Raw genomic sequence first — 16,728 nt, 5'->3', positions numbered from 1 at the left:
GACCGCCCAGACTGTTGGTATATTATGACAGATGTACACTCTATCCAGTTACCTGCAGGTGAACTGGAAATTACCGTTTTCAATGCCCTCAGCCCTCTAGAGCAATTACTGACATTCGGCTCACGCCAAAATCCCAAGCGGAAGTATCTGTTCATATCAAAAATACTTGGCAAATATATTCCCTGTCGGCCCGAATCCATGCGGGATTCGTACGTTAAACTGGCGAATTCCATACAACCCGAAATCGAATCAAGCGGCCCTGTCTGGGTTATGGGAGTGGCAGAAACGGCTACAGCGCTCGGCGCGGGGGTTGCTCAGGAACTCCAACAACTCAGTGAAAGTGACGTTTTCTACAGCCATACCACACGCTATCGATTACCCTCTGACGTTGCGTTTTCGATTACCGAGGTTCACAGCCATGCACCGGCTCACATTGTCTACGAACTGGAGACTCATTTTCCCTGTGAGGCAGTTCAAAGCGTGGTATTAGTTGATGACGAGGTCAGTACCGGGAACACGTTGAGGCAGCTCACAGAGGCACTTCAACTACGGTTACCCGAGTTGCGCAACGTGTTCTGGGTGAGCCTGGTCAACTGGCTCAGTCCCAAACAAAAGCAAGCTATACAGGCGGGCTTTCCTCAGGTCACATTGCATTTTATCGAACTCCTCAGTGGAGCCTATCGATTTGAAGACAACGGTGCTTTTAATCCCGGCCTGCCCAGAAACACTGCTATCGATATTTCGAATGTTGAAAACCGTGATGATACCGGCCGCCTCGGATTGTGGACAAACAACGGCCCACAAGCACGATTCTCAACGCCAGCAGGCCATCTAATTGACCCGGGTAACCTGCATCAGAATGAAAAATATGTTGTCATCGGTACCGGTGAATTCACTTATTTTCCCTTCCTGTTTGCAGAAACGATGGAGAAACAGGGGCTGGATGTACTCTTCCAATCAACCGCCAGATCCCCCGTGTTACCTGGTGGGCCCATAAAGTCTAAACAAAGCTTTCTCGATGAAGCCCATGGTGCGGTATTCTATCTTTACAACCTTCCTGCAGATCGCAAAGCGATAATGCTCTATGAAAATCAAGCACAATACGAGGGCTGTACACTACATGCCAAAATCAATGCGCTCACAGGAATACTGAACTAAGGACGAAACAATGACTATTGTTGTCTTTTCGGATATCGACGACACGCTCATGCAAACCCGACGTAAATGCGACAGCGAAAACAGGCTTCAAGTCGGTGCAACAGATAAAACAGGCGAACCGCTTTCGTTCACGACAACACAGCAGCGCATGCTGTTGGATCTACTGCAACACCATGAATTTATTCCCGTTACCGGCCGCAACAAAGCGGCGCTGGATCGCGTAAACCTCGAATTCAAGAGCTATAAAGTCATCGACCATGGCGCACTGGTGCTGGATAAAAATGATCAAATCGACCCGGAATGGCGGGCGATGCTGGATCAACAAATACAATATTGGTCGGCAGGACTGGAAGCGTATTGCGCACAAGTGCTACAGCTTATCGACATTGAGAAATTACAGCTGCGCTGCCGGGTCATTAGCGATTTTGAATACCCCTGCTATATCTCGATAAAAGGCGACCCCGCACACATGCTCGCGCTCGATGAAATTTCCTGCAAGTTTCAAAACGAGCAGGCTGGTGCACGAGTTCACATCAATGGCCAGAATATGGCGCTACTCCCCCCTTATGCCAGCAAAGAAAACGCGGTTCTGTTTTTACAGGAACGTTACCGCACAGAACATCAAGACATCCTGTTTCTCGCGCTGGGGGACAGCCATTCCGACGTGCCGTTTATGAAAACCTGCCACTTTAAAATGATCCCCCAACAAAGCCAGATTGCCCGGGAGTTAAAAACAGTATGACGTTACTCACCGGCAGTTACGCCGCAGAGGACTGCCAATTCTTGCTCCAGGCAGTGGATGTCCCCATGCTTTCCGTTGAGGAAAAAGAACAGCAGCTGCAAAAGGGAGGTCGGCATTATTCAGAAATCCTATCCGCAGAGTCTGCACCGTCCGAGCAATATTTGCAGTTATTCCATCGCCTGATGCAGCAGTACAAAGCACCAATGGCTCAACAAATTGCCAATTTAGCCGCCATGGTACGCGACTTCAAAGGAGCAGAAGTCACCATTGTGTCCCTGGCCCGAGCAGGAACACCAGTCGGGGTCATGTTGACCCGGGCCCTGCGGTACTACTATCCAGAGTGCGAGGTCAGACACTATTCCATCTCGATTGTCCGCGACAAAGGGATAGACACAGAAGCCTTGCACTACCTGAAAAAACAGAATATTTCACCTGACAGTATTCTGTTTGTTGATGGTTGGACTGCCAAAGGGGTGATTACCCGGGAACTTAAAGCCGCCGTTTACCATTGGAACCAGGAAAACCCGGATTTCACATTACAGGATCAACTTTGTGTCATATCCGATATTGGCGGCACTGCCGATTTGGTCGCGACACATGAAGATTACGCGATTCCATCGGGGATATTGAACAGCACGGTTTCCGGGTTGATTTCCAGATCACTCTTACTGCCCGAAATTTCAGGTTTCCATCAATGTGCGATCTATGGTCATTTAGCCAAAGATGACCTGAGCAACTGGTTTGTAGATCAGATTAGTGTTCTGTTCGGGCAATTAGCACCTGAGACAATCGACCTGAAGCCATCAAATCGCGCAGCACAAGCCAAGTTAATGGCAAACTACGTGGCTCGGGTCATGAGAGAACATCAAGTCGGAGATATCAACAAGGTCAAGCCGGGTATTGCAGAAGCAACCCGAGTGATGCTGAGACGTATTCCCCGATTGTTAATCGTAAAAAACAAAGACAGCGCCGACGTAGCACATTTGCTGGAGCTTGCACTCGAAAAACAGGTTCCGGTTTTGGAAGACGCCACCATGCCACTGAATGCAACGGCTCTTATTGCCAATGTCGTTTGACCCAGTGGAACGAAACCTTCAGAGGCACCCCTAATTCTCCAAATCAATAAGCAGCAGCGCTTCACTTTCCAAGGATGAGTAGAGATCCTCGTTCAGTTTTTCCTGCGCAACCATCATAAACGCCTGAGCCAGTTTGATATTGGGACGTTTGTTACTGTTCAGTTTACGCTTGGCCTCTTTGAGACGAACGTTGACATCACCGAGCACACCACGCAACTCTTCACGCTGCGCAATCAAGAAAGATATTTTTGCCTTGGCTTTACGGAGCCAGGCAAAATCTTCCCGTGTTTTTCGAGATGCTCGCTCATTTGAGAACTGGCGAATCTGATCACGAATCGTTCGCTTTGTTTCATCTAACTCAGATATTTTGTTTTTTAGCCACTCACGTAGCTCAAAGTCATGAAGGTGTTCGGGAATTGCGTAATTCATAATCTTTAACAAAATGTCAAAAGGTTAAGATTTTGGTATTGAATGCTCACAGCTGTACGCTGAAACGTTTACTATTCTAATATTCAACCAGACAATTGTGAATATTGAATTAACGTTATGTGTTAAACCTGTTTAACAAGGCTATACCGTCCCGCCATGTGCGCAATAGTTATGATAACCGCCACTAAACCACAGAGGAGTGTCTATACTGTTTGATGAAGTCTGTGCAGCAACTGCCAGAGGAGTGACCTAAGTTTAGAGAGTATGTATGCCGTTAAACAGTTTACTGGAAATTGTCGACCACATTCGCGCGTGGCTCAAAAATACCTGGATCATCTCCAGTGCAATACTGATCATGCTGTTGCTATGCTTTCTCTTTTGGTCCCAACATTATCTCGTGCGCAAAGCAGACCTCGAATACTTCCGCATCCAGGACAAACTTGACTTTGCACTCTCGGCAACCGGTTCCCCAATCGATAAAACACCCACTGGATTAACTCGTTTTTTTATGAACTATTCGGGCAGGATTACGGTCGCCGCCCCGGAATGGCTAATGGATGTCGATGCCTCAAAAACACGGCTTTTTGAACACAGTAGAAGTCTGTTGTCCAACAAATCGCTGGATACTCGCCAAACCCTGAGCAACCCTCAATTTGGCTTGTTTTTCCTGCCCGATTTAGTCACCCGGCGCATTGCGCCACACGTCATTATCCCACGAGAGCATCATTTCGAAGTGCTTGCCCTGAGGGATGCATTTTTACCAGGAGCCAGGCCGGAACAACATGAAATATCCCTGCTCAATTTAGTCGATCGCAACGGTTTAATCATATTCTCCTCTATTCCCTCGGAAATGGGGGCGAACAGTAATGATGCACTATTCAGTTTGAAGTCAGGCCGAATTTATTTTCTGAGTTCAAATTCTCTGGATACGCTGAACGACTTACGCCTCGTCGTTTATGAAGATATCACTTACGGCGTATTTGCATTAACGATCATTGTACTGATGTTTCTGACTTCCCTCGTGCTGACCAACCAGCGGATACAAGCTATCTTCAGCAATCTGTTCAAGCTACGAGACGAACTTGATCAGATCGCATCAGCCACCTACCACATGGGGCGCAACCAGTTTCGCGAAGGCATCACACTCAAAACCAACATCAGCAGCGGTATCAGTACACTGGACAGTAGTTTGGAAAAGCTGTCCGCACTGAAGCCGACCTACCAAGAGAATGTGCGCGTAGTTTCACTGCTGGAATGGCTGATCTCCAGCTGTCTCAAACTGGTTACCGGTATACATGAAAAAGAAGAGCAATTCCGGCTATTGACACGTCTGTCACCGGTTGGCGTTTTCTTTGCTTCCTCTGGTGGCGTCATTCGTTACGTGAACCAGCGGATGTGCGATATTCTCGATGTCCCCGAGGAAAAATTGATCGGACAACGATGGGAATCATTCATTCATCACAAAGATCGCAGCCGTTACATCGAAGCCCGGAATGGTAACCAAGAGGTCACCAAACAGCAGGTCCGCTGCATAAAACCCGATGGCACTGAAATACATGTCATGAGTGAAGAAGTCTTCCAGGTAGACAGCCTGAAGCGTTTCACCGGTATTATCGGCGCGGTCACAGATATTACCGAAATCAAACGGGCGGAAACTGCACTTCAGGAAAGTGAAGCCCGCTGGCAATTCGCACTGGAAGGAAGCGGGAGCGGCGTTTGGGACTGGAATATTCGCACGGGTGAGACGTTTTATTCCGCACAATGGAATCACATTCTTGGCTACGACGCGGATGAAATCGAGCAGGATATCAAACAATGGAAACAGCGCATTCACCCTGATGATCTAGAAGAGGTTGATGAACACCTGAATCGACATTTGAACGGCGAAACTGCGCTGTACAAAAGCGAGCATCGTATTCTGTGCAAAAACGGGGAATACAAATGGGTTCTGGATCGAGGTCAAGTCATCGAGCGCAGGAAAGATGGCCAGCCAGTGCGGATGATTGGTACCCACTCTGATATCACCGAACGAAAATCGAACGAAGAAAAGATTCAACATCTGGCCTACCATGATAGCTTGACCAATCTCCCCAACCGGGCATTCCTGCAGGAGGAGTTACATTATCTGCTGTCTCAATTGAAGCGCTACGGCACGCAATCCGCACTCCTGTTTTTGGATATTGATCATTTTAAAATGGTAAACGACTCATTAGGACATCTGATCGGAGATTTGATGCTCAAAGAGGTTGCCCTGCGACTGCGGGAAAGTATCCGTGAGGGGGATTTTCTTGTACGTCTGGGGGGTGACGAGTTTGTAATCCTACTGGGCAACCCTCATCAAGACCTCAATGTGGTCAGCGAGCGCGCTCGAAAAGTCGCGCTGAAAATCCTGCACGCTTTCAATACGCCGTTTACCTTTGAAGGGCAAAAGATCATGAGCGGCACCAGTATTGGTATCGTGATATTCCCCGAGGATGGCCAATCGGCAGAAGAAATCCTGAAGCATGCTGACACAGCAATGTATGAAGCCAAAAAAGACGGTAGAAATACGATGCATTTCTACCGGCAGGAATTGGCAGAAGCCGTCAAGAAACGTGTGTATCTCGAAAGTGCCCTTCGCATTGCAATCGCAAATAACGAATTAACCCTTAACTTCCAACCCAAGGTCAGCTTGAAGTCCAATGAAATTGTCGGTGCGGAAGCACTCGTTCGATGGACCCACGAAGACAAACCGATCTCGCCTGCTGAATTTATTCCCGTTGCGGAAGAGAGCGGTCTGATTTTGAAGTTGGGTGACTGGGTGTTTGAGCAAGCCTGCCTGCAAATGCAACGCTGGAAAAAAGACGAGCGCTTCAAAACCCTTCGTTATATCGCGGTCAATGTCAGCCCGCTACAGTTCAATCAACGGGACTTTGTTGACCGGGTCAGCCAGATCGTGAGCACCACCGGCATTGACCCTCAAGCGGTCGAAATCGAGCTAACCGAAGGGGTATTCATGGAAAATGTCGAGCGCTCAAAACAGAAAATGAGCGAGCTCAAAGCCAAAGGCCTTCGTTTCGCGGTGGACGATTTTGGCACTGGCTATTCTTCACTGGTTTATCTGAAACAGCTTCCGGTGGATATACTGAAAGTCGATCAGGCTTTTGTACGTGACCTGGCTGTAGACCCCAACGATGCATCCATCGTACGAACCGTACTGGCGATGGCGCAAAGTCTGGGAATGGAGGCGGTAGCAGAAGGGGTAGAATCGCAGGATCATATTGACTTTTTGAAGGCTGAAGGCTGCCAGTATTTCCAAGGCTACTACTTCAGCAAACCGCTTTCCGAAGAAGAATTTACCCGCTTAGTGGAAAAGCATAATCTTGAGACCCAAAATCCAACGGAAACCTGTTAAGACTGATATCCGTTACCTCTGGTGCCTGTTACTTAAGGTTATAGTGTTACTCAAGGCTATAGTTTTACACAAGGCTATAGTTTTACACAAGGTTACAGCAAACCGCTGGCCGAACTCGCATGCCGTCAAAATCGCCAGGACAAGCCTGTCTGCAAGATTAACAGGGCGGAATGACTTTCCGGCTCTCGAATACGCAGCGGGCCTCGCTCACTTTCAAAAGATTTCCAGGCACTTGTGTCGAACTCCCAGTGTTGCCAGGCAACCACGCCATGCAATACCACCGCATCAGAAAGTGCATATTCAGTGCTGAACTCTGCCAAAGCACCATACCCCCCTTTCATCTCCAGGAGAATGGTGTCCACACCGGCAAAATTCAGTTCAACTTCAATGCGCGGATTCAGCACTTTGGATGCGGCAAGGGTAAACCCCATGCGCAACGGGCCGTCATTAGCCGACCAACGTCCGCCAACATACAGCTCCGACCAGGCATAATCTTCAACCAGACCCGAAACAGAGCGGGTCGGTAAAATATCCCGGTACCATTCCCGGTACTGTCCTGCCAGATAACCTTGAAGTTGATGACGAAATTGCAACGCCTCAAACTCGAACAGTGATAAAGCACCGGACAATCGCGCAGTTTCGAGGGTTTCATCCGTATCCGTCAGCAACGGCAACCCTAAATTGGTATGGCCCCGGTAATCGACTTTGCCTGAAATTTTTTGTAACTGAAGTTCAAGCTCAAGCGCATCGGTACGCAGCCCACCTTGCGCATACCACCCGGTTAACCCGCCTTTTTCCTGAAGCAACCGATCACCATCTTCCTGATATTCGCGATAATCGAATTGTGCGCCCATTGCGCCCAGCAACAGGTACGTAACCATATCTGCCATGAAGGCTCCTTTCGCATCCAGTATGCAAGAAGCCGCTTACCTTAGGAGATCACATAGAAAAGGTCAACGCCTCAACGCGGTGCCTGTGCGGATTTGGTCAACTTATCGACTGTACCGTCCCGATACATGCCGGTTAGCACAACCTGAAGGTGATCAATTAATGTGGCATCCGTATCGAGATTACACGCCATAGCCCGCACAGTGGTGAAGAAAATTAGCTCCGGATCATTGAGTTTGACATTGTTTTCACGAGCCAGATAGGTCGCGGACAACACATCGGATGCCCAGAGATCGATTCTTCGCTTTTGTAACTTCGCAATATTAAGCTCATTACGGGACGCGTAATCCAGGGTATACCCGAACGACTCCAGATATTCTCCAACGCCACTGCCCAAGAAACTGCCAATAACATAAGGCTGGACATCCGAGAGGGTTTGCAATCGAATCGGTCGGTCTGGCGCACTGTACAGCCCATGGCGGGAAATTAATACCGGACGAACCCAATGGAAAAAAACCTCACGCTCCTGGCTCCGCTCAATTGGAAATACACAGTGATGCTGGGTTCTCTGGGCGACCATCAGGGCCCGCTTGGGCGGCACTAGCTGGATATTGTAATCCATACCCGCTCGACGCATCATTTCAGACACCACATCAACCACTACCCCGGCCGGTTTGCCATCCACGTTCTCCACCAGCGGACGCTCCAGAAAGGTTACCAGACTGAGACGCTCGGCATTCACCTGAAACGGGATAAAAAACAAGAACAGGCCAACCAGTCGCAGCAACTGCCAATTCACAGGATTAAACCACAATTTCAGTCCCATGCTCGGATCGCCTCCTCATAGGTCCAGGTTTCTCCGGGAGGCTTTTCATCGCGCTTCGCTTTAGGCGCGCCCGGTTGTTGCAACCAGTATTCCTGGGATTTCAGTTCATTGAGTACAGGTTTACAGATCATCGAATGCCGGGAGGCGATGTAGCTCAACTCATCATCCATTGCATTCGCAAGACTATTCATCGCCTGCACCGTAGTCAACTTACCCACAAGCGCCAGGGAAACATGCTTCCACCACAAGACTGACAATCGGGGATAATTAGGTACATTGGTTCCGGTCGGGGTCCAGATGTCGCGACTACGACTTCGATAGAATTCAACAAAGCCACCCAGGTAAGGTGCTTTTTTGCTCATTGCGTCCGACATCAGATCCGAGTTTCGAATGGGCGTTAACCCCTTCAAGGTTTTTTGCAACGAAACGGTTTTGGAAACAGTGAATTGCGCGTACAACCATGCCGCATCGCGCCGTTTCGGAGGCGTATTTTTCATTAAGGTCCAGGAACCCGCATCCTGATAGCCCAGTTTCATGCCTTCATCCCAATATGCACCATGGGGAGACGGCGCGATACGCCATTTTGGCGTACCATCAGGATTCATAACCGGCAGGCCTGGCTTGGATACAGCCGCAGTAAAGGCGGTATACCAGAAAATCTGCTGTGCAATCTGACCTTTACCAACCCACTCTCCCGCTTCCGTAAAATTGAGTGATCGTGCCTCGGGCGGCGCGTATTGATCCAGCCAGTCGATAAAACGGTTTACCGCATAAATCGCTGCCGGACCATTCAGTGCACCACCGCGCTCAACACTGGCTCCGACTGGCTGGCAACCAATCACCCGAATCCCCCATTCGTCCACAGGAAATCCGTTCGGCAACCCGGTATCCCCGGCACCGGCCATGGACAACCAGGCGTCAGACATACGCCAGCCCAATGAAGGATCAACGCGCGCGTAATCCATATGTCCATAGACCCGCTGACCATCAAGGTTTTTAACGTGATTGGTAAAAAAATCAGCAATATCTTCGTAGGCAGACCAGTTTCTCGGCACATCCAGCTCGTAGCCAAAACGCCGTTTAAACTGTTTTTTCAAATCAGGCCGACTGAACCAGTCGTGTCGGTACCAGTAAAGGTTGGCAAATTGTTGATCCGGCAGTTGATAGAGTTTTCCGTCCGGAGCTGTAACAAAACTCAAACCGATAAAATCATCTAGATCCAGTGTTGGCAGGGTGATATCTGCGCCTTCTGCCAGTATATAATCCGAGAGCGGCAACACTTCCTGATAGCGATAGTGTGTTCCGATAAGGTCGCTGTCATTTATGTAGGCATCATAAAGATTTTGTCCGGTTTCCATCTGCACCTGGAGCTTCTTGACCAAGTCATCCTCACCGGTTAACTCGTGGACAACATTAATGCCGGTAATCTCCCGGAACGCTCTGGCCAGGGTACTGGCTTCATACCAGTGGGTATCAATTCGCTCAGAAACAACATGAATAGTCATGCCACGGTAGGGTTCAGCAGCCTTGATAAACCACTGTAATTCCTTGAGCTGCTCCTCAGGACTCAAGGTCGAAACACGAAACTCCTGCTCGATCCATTTTTTCGCCGTAGCCACACGATCCTGTGCTTCATCTGCACCAACGACAACAGACATCAACAAGGCGATTAATAGCGCTGAAGACCGAGTGCCTGCACCTGCCAACCGTTTCCAGATCATATGATTACTCACTTACACCAGATCGCTTTCTTTCCTCATTATAGACTGATATTAAGCCAATAATATTGCGACTTGGTCCTCAATACCGCACGATATCGTACGATATCGCAACCATCTGCTTTTATTCAAATGAATCAGTCACATAGAAATATCGCATAGAAATGAATCACCGCTATACTCAATAGGAGCAGATAGAATGCAACGCGTTTATAGATCGCGTTTTCGGCGGCAACCCCATATACTCACTCATTACTCAGGTTATATTACCAGTCAATATGCGGCATCAATCTATCATTCTCTACTTTGTCTTTTCCGCGGTCGGTGCACTGGTCAGCTTGTTTTTCATCCTATTGATCTCGATTAATACCATTCAGCAGACCAGCCTGGAAAGTGCAAAAAATATCGCTCAGGGGGCAATGGAATCCATCAGCCTGCGCACGGCCAATTTAACCAATGACAACAGCTGGTGGGATGAAGCGATTCGTGAAGCGCTAATCAATCGAAATGATGCCTGGCTGTCAGAATATTTCGGTTTGAAAGGTATGGCCAGCCTCGGGGTCTCTGGCGTGATTATTATCGATGCATCCGATACCATGGTTTTTCATCATATTGAGGATCGCCCCCTGGAGAAAGATGAGCGGGCCTACATTCAATACCAGATTCAGCCATTATTGAATCAAGCGAAAAGCACGCCATTAAACATCTCAACCGCAGAAAGCTTTTTCCTTGTCTGGAGAGATAAATTGTTCTCCGGGGCAATTTCCGCATTCACGCCGGTGCAGCCCGATACCCTGAACTACACAAACGAAAACCGGGGAATTCTGGTTTTTCTATCCGAAATCAATGCTCGGAGCTTACAACAGATCAGCACCAGTTTTTCGCTGCAGAATTTGCGATTCATCCCGAAAAACAAATCACCAATCAATACCGAGAACGCCGCAACACGGCTAAAACTGTACTCCCCGATTGGCGATGAGGTCGGCCACCTGACCTGGCATCCACCCTCAACTGCGAGCCAATTGAGTGGCTTGCTAATAATATCGCTCACGACCACTGCGCTGCTCATCGCACTTGTTTACATGCTCTATCGTATCTTCAATAAGAAAATTGGTAAAATGCACTATGAACTCGCCGATGCGTTGATCAAACAGAAGCACTTACGCACCAATCTAACACTGCAAAGCAAACTCGCCGGAAATGAAAGCCCGGACAATGTCATCGAGCATCTGGCCGACGTTCTGGAAAGTGCAATTCCACAAAGCCGTTGCGTAACCTACCTGCTGGACAATGTGACACATCGAATCACCAAAATTGCAGCCCCCAGCCTTGACGAAGGCTTCATCCAGAGCCTGAAAACCATTCGAACCGACCAGGACGATGATAGCCTGACTCTGTTTAACGGCACCAGTTGGACTATTCCCTCATTGTACTCCGACCCCCACCGTAAATATTTGAACCAATTTGATGTCAGTTTCCTGAAGAGCGCCTGGTCAGAATCCATGGTATCCGAAAAAGGAGAGCGGTTTGGTGGTGTGATTATCTATCGAGAAGTCGAGGGCCAGCCCGAGGAGCATTACCGGAATCTGGTAAAATCGAATATTGCAATTGCGGCCTCGAATATGGCGTTCTGTTTGAACAATCAGCGTATGGAACAACTTGCTTATTATGACCCGGTAACAAATCTGGTCAATCGACACTTGTTCCGGATTCTGTTGGAGCGGGCAATCCAGCATCGCAAGCGGCATTCTTTCAGTATTGCCATCCTGCACATCGATATCGACCATTTTAAACATCTCAATAATACGCTTGGCCATGATATCGCCGATCAAATACTGGTCCAACTTGCTGACCGTATTGCGGGATGTGTCAGACAATCCGACATCGTCGCCCGGATCAGCGGTGATGAGTTTGCAATCCTGATCCAGGTCGAGCGGATAAATATCGGCCTGGATAAAGTAGCCGAGAAAGTGCTGAACACACTGCGAGTACCCATTGAAATTCGCGGCAAAACCATTCGCGTTTCTGCCAGCATAGGCATTGCTGTGGACGAAAAGGCCCAATTGACCGCCAATGAATTACTTCACCGTTCTGATGAAGCGTTGCGCACAGCAAAAGAAAGCGGCCGGGATCAATACTGTTACTACGATGCACAGCTTGAAGAAGCATCGCAAAGCAAACGCCTGATCGAAAAAGAGCTTGTCAATGCGATCAGCAATAGCGAATTCCGCCTGGTCTATCAACCTAAAATCGATATGATAAAGGGCACGGTCAATGGCCTTGAGGCGCTGATTCGCTGGCGCAGCACCAAACTGGGCGATATCAGCCCGGATGTATTTATCCCGATAGCAGAACAAAATGGCCAAATCACCAGTATTAGCGATTTCGTCATGGAAGAGGCTTGCACCAAATTGGCGGAACTGCAAAGTCATGGTTTCAAACACATCAATATGGCCGTCAATCTTTCGGCTCGTCAATTCAAGGACCGGGAACTGGTCGATAAACTGCGTAGTGTGATTAAGCGACACCGCTTAAAACCGTCTCACCTTGAGCTCGAATTGACGGAGACGATGATCATGGAAGACAAAGAGCGCGCCAGAACGACACTGCGAAAATTACAGGAAGCGGGCTTGAAACTGGCGATAGACGACTTTGGAACCGGGTACTCCTCTTTGAGTTATCTCCAATACTTTCGCGTCGATAAATTGAAAGTCGACCGTTCTTTTGTCATGAACATCCCGGACAACAGCAATGATATGGAGCTCACCGCTGCCATCATCGCACTGGCCCACAAACTGAACCTTCAAGTCGTCGCGGAAGGGGTTGAAACCGAGGCTCAATCCGGATTCCTGAATGACAACAACTGTGATGAAGCGCAAGGTTATTTTTTCTGCAAACCGATTGAAAGCGATGATCTGATCGATGTTTTACTGAAAATGGAAAAGCAGTATCCCCTTGAAAATAAGATCTCGAATTGAGAACAAGCCCAGTTGATGAACAGAAATACAATCACATCTATCCCGCTTGACTGAAAATTCCGGTATCATTCACCCATTATTCCCAAACTGATGTGCCACAACCTATGTATTTTGGTGACCTTCAGAACTCATTCAATATCAACTCCGGGGTTTGCCCCGGCCGATAAAAGCGGTCAGTCTTCATGTTAAATTCGGATGCCCTCCACCAGCTCAAGCAGTTAAAAAAGGATATAAAAGCCAGCAGAAACCTGGCCACTGGCAGAGTAAAAGGTAGTAACTCTAAGTTTGGTTTCGTCACCCTCAATGATACCGGGAAAGATATTTACCTGTCAGCAGATGAAATGCAGAAGGTATTCCCCGGTGATGAAGTCGAAATTGAAATTTTGACCAATGAGAAAAACAAAGACTACGGTGTGATTGAACGCCTCATTCAATCCGAGCTCTCCACCTTTATCGGCCGAGTAAGAAAGAAAAATAAAAACAGCTTCGCAGAGCCTGACGTACCTGGACTCCAACGGTGGTTGTTTATTCATCCGGGGAAACTGCAAAACGCTCAGGAAGGTGATTTCGTCCGCTGTAAGATTCTCCAACATCCCATTCGCAATGGTAAACCACAGGTTGCAGTTCTTGATGTGGTGGGTGCCGAAAAGCAAGTGGGTATTGAAAAACTCTACACAATCAGCAAGCACGAAGTCAGGGATAACTGGTCTCAGGCAATTCTGGATGAATGCGCACAGATTACGGATGAGGTTATTCTTCGCGAAGGTGCAAATCGGGAAGATCTCACGCAGCTGCCATTTCTGACGATTGACTCTGCAGCCACACAGGACATGGATGACGCCCTGTACGCCACGGCAACGGATACCGGCTGGTCTCTATCCGTTGCGATTGCCGATCCAACGGCATTCATTGCCCCAGAGTCTGCCATCGAGAAAGAAGCTGCACTGCGGGGTAGTTCGGTGTACTATCCGGGTAGCGTCATTTCAATGCTGCCCGAACACATTGCCAACCAGCTTAGTTCACTGGTTCCCGACCAGAACCGCCTTGCGCTGGTGTGTAAACTCGAAATTACCGCTCAAGGCGATGTTGACAGCTTCAATATCACCCAGGCAGTGGTGCAGAGTCACGGCAAACTCAGTTACGAAAGTGTTGCTCAGTATATCGATAATGGTGATGAAACCGGTATTCAAGCGCTGCTCAATGACCCGGCCCACCTACCCGCGTTGACTACATCGCTACAGTACCTGAAAGCAATCAGTAGCGCGTTGAATCAATGGCGTTTCAGCCATGCCCTAATCAATGATGACCGTACGGACTTCCGGTTAAAATTGAACGAGCAACAAAAAATAGAACAGATTGTTCGTCTTGAACAAACCTCTGCACACAAAATTGTAGAGGAATGCATGATTGCAGCAAACCGCTGCGCTGCCCGCTATTTGCTCGATAACCCGGGCAGCCAGGAAGCCCCCGGTTTATTCGTCGCACACACGGGGATTCGTCAGGACAAACAATCAGCTATCGAGCAAATCATCGCAGAAAAAGTCGCACCGGCATCACCTGAGGTGTCCCAGATTGGCTTTAGTACACTCGAAGACTTTATCACCCTGCTACAACTTGCCGAGCGGACCCCATCGGAAATCCCCCTGCGCCCGTTGATCACCCGGCAGTTGGAGCGCAGTCAATTATCCCCTGGCGCCGCCCCTCACTTCGGCATGGGCCTGCCCCACTACACGACATTTACGTCTCCCATTCGCAAATACAATGACTTCGTTGTGCACCGGATGATCAAGGCCCACCTCAACGGGAAAGACGCGATTACCGTAACCCCTGAACAGGCCACCAACATCCAGCAAGCGCAACAAAAGGCGCGCATGGCGGTTAACGAAATGGAGCAGTGGTTAAAATGCCAATACATCAAGTCACTGCCTGCAGATGAAGTCTATGATGCGACCATAACCCGGTGCACCTCAGCAGGATTCCAGGCAAAACTGGATGAAAATGGTATCGACGGATTTGTTTCCACAAAAGAAATGGCCGGAAAATACAGCTTCGATGCCGTGTATCAAACCCTGAAGGGCCCTGAATTAACCTTTGTACCCGAACAAAAAGTAAGGGTAAAATTGGACAAAGTTGACCAAAAACGAAAACAAATCAACTTCCAAATAGAAGTTTGATAAGAGTCGGTACGTTATACAGGCTAATCGATCGAAAGAGTCCCTAAATCGATATAAAGCGCAAAAATTCGCAAATTGTCGCACTGCGATCAAAGCGTGCAATAATTTGCGATACGAATAACGTTAAAAAGCACTCTAAAGGGAACTCAATAATAAGCAGTAGAGGAGATCAATCATGGAAATTAAAGTCAGTCATCACTACAACGCAGACATAGACAAAGTCTTCAAGAGTTTTGGCGATGCAGAGACATTAGCCGAAAAGTTTGCCGCATTGGGTGCCCGAAATTTCAAGATCAATCAATTAAGCCTGTCGGACGCTTCACTCGAACTCTCCATGCAACGGGAAGTACCTGCCGACGCGCCCAAAATGCTGAAAAAATTTCTGGCAGAATGGAACACACTGGAACAAACCGAAAGCTGGACCGGGCAACCTGGTGAAAACTATGTCGGCAAGTTTTCAGTCGACATCAAGGGCGTTCCCGTGACCATTCAAGGCCGTTGTGATCTGAAAAAAACAGATACCGGATGTGTGAACGAAGTGACGGTTAACATTGATTGCGGCATTCCACTGGTCGGAAAAAAACTGGCTGCATTTGTGGCTGAAAGCAGCGAAGGTTCCATGGACGCAGAATATCGCTATATCAAATCGGTGGTTGAAGGCTGATTATAGTGCAGAGTCAGGGCTTTCGCCCTGTCTCCCGATAGTCCCTTCCTATCAGTTTCTGTTTAAATCTTTCCTGCTTGATCCCCATCACCTGCAAAATTCACCCCTAAATGGACAATAATTTCACCCTGTCCCACACGGACATCACGGATCATCCGTCTTAAGGTCTTTCCGCTTCGCGTCTCGGCTTCAAGCTGATAAACCGGCAAGTGATCGAAAGTGCGATTGACAATTTCATTGATAACCATTCGACCGGGCTCGGTAATGCCCTCTGGGAGGCCTTTGATTATCAATTGGTAGACTTCGGGCTGGGTCAATGCAATCGTACCGTCCCGGTTATCGAATGCGAGCCCGGTCCGGATATCCAGGGCACCCTGAAATACCTCGGAGCTGCCCGCGCCTAAATGCACCAGCACGTCAAGGCCAATCAGGAACCGCTGGTCATCAGAGTATGCATGTAAATCGAGGCGGGGATTATCCAGCGTCAGGTCGAAAATAAAGAGGTAATTCTTCTTGATCGGAAACGGTTTTTGTAAGCGCGCCAGTAACTGACGTTCACTCAAGCGAATGGTTGGGGTCGGCACCAGACCCCGGGAGAAGGAAAAGGCTTTCGCTGCAGATGACGAAAATTTCAGACGACCCAACATCCCTCGTTTTTTGGCTTTGACATCATCGTCCATA

At 48.5% G+C, this 16,728-nt stretch carries 12 protein-coding genes; 7 read left to right on the top strand and 5 right to left on the bottom strand.

What is annotated here, in order from left to right; translation table 11 throughout:
* Window positions 1–24: 24 nt before the first annotated feature.
* From OLMES_RS02845 to OLMES_RS02835, 3 genes are read left to right on the top strand one after another with little or no spacing between them, the layout of a single operon-like run.
* Window positions 25–1,158, top strand: coding sequence for a phosphoribosyltransferase domain-containing protein (locus tag OLMES_RS02845; RefSeq protein WP_087459863.1), 1,134 nt, complete (start codon window positions 25–27; stop codon window positions 1,156–1,158).
* A 10-nt stretch (window positions 1,159–1,168) separates the two neighbouring features.
* Window positions 1,169–1,900: an HAD family hydrolase gene (locus tag OLMES_RS02840; RefSeq protein ID WP_087459862.1), complete on the top strand. Its 732-nt coding sequence runs from the start codon at window positions 1,169–1,171 to the stop codon at window positions 1,898–1,900.
* On the top strand, window positions 1,897–2,976 hold the full coding sequence (locus OLMES_RS02835) for a cysteine protease StiP family protein (RefSeq protein ID WP_087459861.1): 1,080 nt from the start codon (window positions 1,897–1,899) through the stop codon (window positions 2,974–2,976). Before OLMES_RS02840 ends, OLMES_RS02835 begins: the two co-directional genes overlap by 4 nt.
* 30 nt (window positions 2,977–3,006) lie before the next feature.
* On the opposite strand, the gene OLMES_RS02830 is transcribed toward OLMES_RS02835, so the two are convergent.
* Complete coding sequence (locus tag OLMES_RS02830; protein ID WP_087459860.1) at window positions 3,007–3,405, bottom strand: hypothetical protein; 399 nt, start codon at window positions 3,403–3,405, stop codon at window positions 3,007–3,009.
* A 268-nt stretch (window positions 3,406–3,673) separates the two neighbouring features.
* Between OLMES_RS02830 and OLMES_RS02825 the strand changes: the two genes are divergently transcribed.
* Entirely contained in the window at window positions 3,674–6,799 is a 3,126-nt protein-coding gene (locus OLMES_RS02825) for a sensor domain-containing protein (protein ID WP_087459859.1), read from the top strand.
* 125 nt (window positions 6,800–6,924) lie between these two features.
* On the opposite strand, the gene OLMES_RS02820 is transcribed toward OLMES_RS02825, so the two are convergent.
* The 3 genes from OLMES_RS02820 to OLMES_RS02810 all read right to left on the bottom strand — a co-directional run bounded on the left by OLMES_RS02820 (window position 6,925) and on the right by OLMES_RS02810 (window position 10,234).
* Complete coding sequence (locus OLMES_RS02820; protein ID WP_087459858.1) at window positions 6,925–7,689, bottom strand: hypothetical protein; 765 nt, start codon at window positions 7,687–7,689, stop codon at window positions 6,925–6,927.
* 71 nt (window positions 7,690–7,760) lie between these two features.
* Complete coding sequence (locus tag OLMES_RS02815; protein WP_087459857.1) at window positions 7,761–8,513, bottom strand: substrate-binding periplasmic protein; 753 nt, start codon at window positions 8,511–8,513, stop codon at window positions 7,761–7,763.
* Entirely contained in the window at window positions 8,504–10,234 is a 1,731-nt protein-coding gene (locus OLMES_RS02810; RefSeq protein WP_087459856.1) for an ABC transporter substrate-binding protein, read from the bottom strand. Before OLMES_RS02810 ends, OLMES_RS02815 begins: the two co-directional genes overlap by 10 nt.
* Window positions 10,235–10,509: 275 nt before the next feature.
* Between OLMES_RS02810 and OLMES_RS02805 the strand changes: the two genes are divergently transcribed.
* The 3 genes from OLMES_RS02805 (at window position 10,510) to OLMES_RS02795 (ending at window position 16,047) form a co-directional block, all read left to right on the top strand.
* Entirely contained in the window at window positions 10,510–13,209 is a 2,700-nt protein-coding gene (locus tag OLMES_RS02805; protein ID WP_087459855.1) for a bifunctional diguanylate cyclase/phosphodiesterase, read from the top strand.
* Between the two features lie 182 nt (window positions 13,210–13,391).
* Entirely contained in the window at window positions 13,392–15,383 is a 1,992-nt protein-coding gene (locus OLMES_RS02800; RefSeq protein ID WP_087459854.1) for a ribonuclease R family protein, read from the top strand.
* Window positions 15,384–15,558: 175 nt separating this feature from the next.
* Window positions 15,559–16,047: a DUF2505 domain-containing protein gene (locus tag OLMES_RS02795; RefSeq protein ID WP_087459853.1), complete on the top strand. Its 489-nt coding sequence runs from the start codon at window positions 15,559–15,561 to the stop codon at window positions 16,045–16,047.
* 62 nt (window positions 16,048–16,109) lie between these two features.
* Here the strand turns inward: OLMES_RS02795 and OLMES_RS02790 are convergent, their stop codons facing one another.
* Window positions 16,110–16,727 (bottom strand): DUF1439 domain-containing protein, encoded by a 618-nt coding sequence (locus OLMES_RS02790; RefSeq protein WP_087459852.1) that lies wholly within the window; start codon window positions 16,725–16,727, stop codon window positions 16,110–16,112.
* Window position 16,728 lies beyond the last annotated feature (1 nt).

Origin of the sequence: Oleiphilus messinensis (genome assembly GCF_002162375.1) — a bacterium.
In the GTDB taxonomy this organism is placed as follows: domain Bacteria; phylum Pseudomonadota; class Gammaproteobacteria; order Pseudomonadales; family Oleiphilaceae; genus Oleiphilus; species Oleiphilus messinensis.
This window is presented reverse-complemented; position numbering and strand designations above follow the sequence as displayed.

Excerpts from the sequence above, each read along its gene's own strand:
- OLMES_RS02845 (WP_087459863.1), top strand. The coding sequence starts at position 25 with ATGACAGATGTACACTCTATCCAGTTACCTGCAGGTGAACTGGAAATT.
- OLMES_RS02840 (WP_087459862.1), top strand. The coding sequence starts at position 1,169 with ATGACTATTGTTGTCTTTTCGGATATCGACGACACGCTCATGCAAACC.
- OLMES_RS02835 (WP_087459861.1), top strand. The coding sequence starts at position 1,897 with ATGACGTTACTCACCGGCAGTTACGCCGCAGAGGACTGCCAATTCTTG.
- OLMES_RS02830 (WP_087459860.1), bottom strand. The coding sequence starts at position 3,405 with ATGAATTACGCAATTCCCGAACACCTTCATGACTTTGAGCTACGTGAG.
- OLMES_RS02825 (WP_087459859.1), top strand. The coding sequence starts at position 3,674 with ATGCCGTTAAACAGTTTACTGGAAATTGTCGACCACATTCGCGCGTGG.
- OLMES_RS02820 (WP_087459858.1), bottom strand. The coding sequence starts at position 7,689 with ATGGCAGATATGGTTACGTACCTGTTGCTGGGCGCAATGGGCGCACAA.
- OLMES_RS02815 (WP_087459857.1), bottom strand. The coding sequence starts at position 8,513 with ATGGGACTGAAATTGTGGTTTAATCCTGTGAATTGGCAGTTGCTGCGA.
- OLMES_RS02810 (WP_087459856.1), bottom strand. The coding sequence starts at position 10,234 with ATGATCTGGAAACGGTTGGCAGGTGCAGGCACTCGGTCTTCAGCGCTA.
- OLMES_RS02805 (WP_087459855.1), top strand. The coding sequence starts at position 10,510 with ATGCGGCATCAATCTATCATTCTCTACTTTGTCTTTTCCGCGGTCGGT.
- OLMES_RS02800 (WP_087459854.1), top strand. The coding sequence starts at position 13,392 with ATGTTAAATTCGGATGCCCTCCACCAGCTCAAGCAGTTAAAAAAGGAT.
- OLMES_RS02795 (WP_087459853.1), top strand. The coding sequence starts at position 15,559 with ATGGAAATTAAAGTCAGTCATCACTACAACGCAGACATAGACAAAGTC.
- OLMES_RS02790 (WP_087459852.1), bottom strand. The coding sequence starts at position 16,727 with ATGGACGATGATGTCAAAGCCAAAAAACGAGGGATGTTGGGTCGTCTG.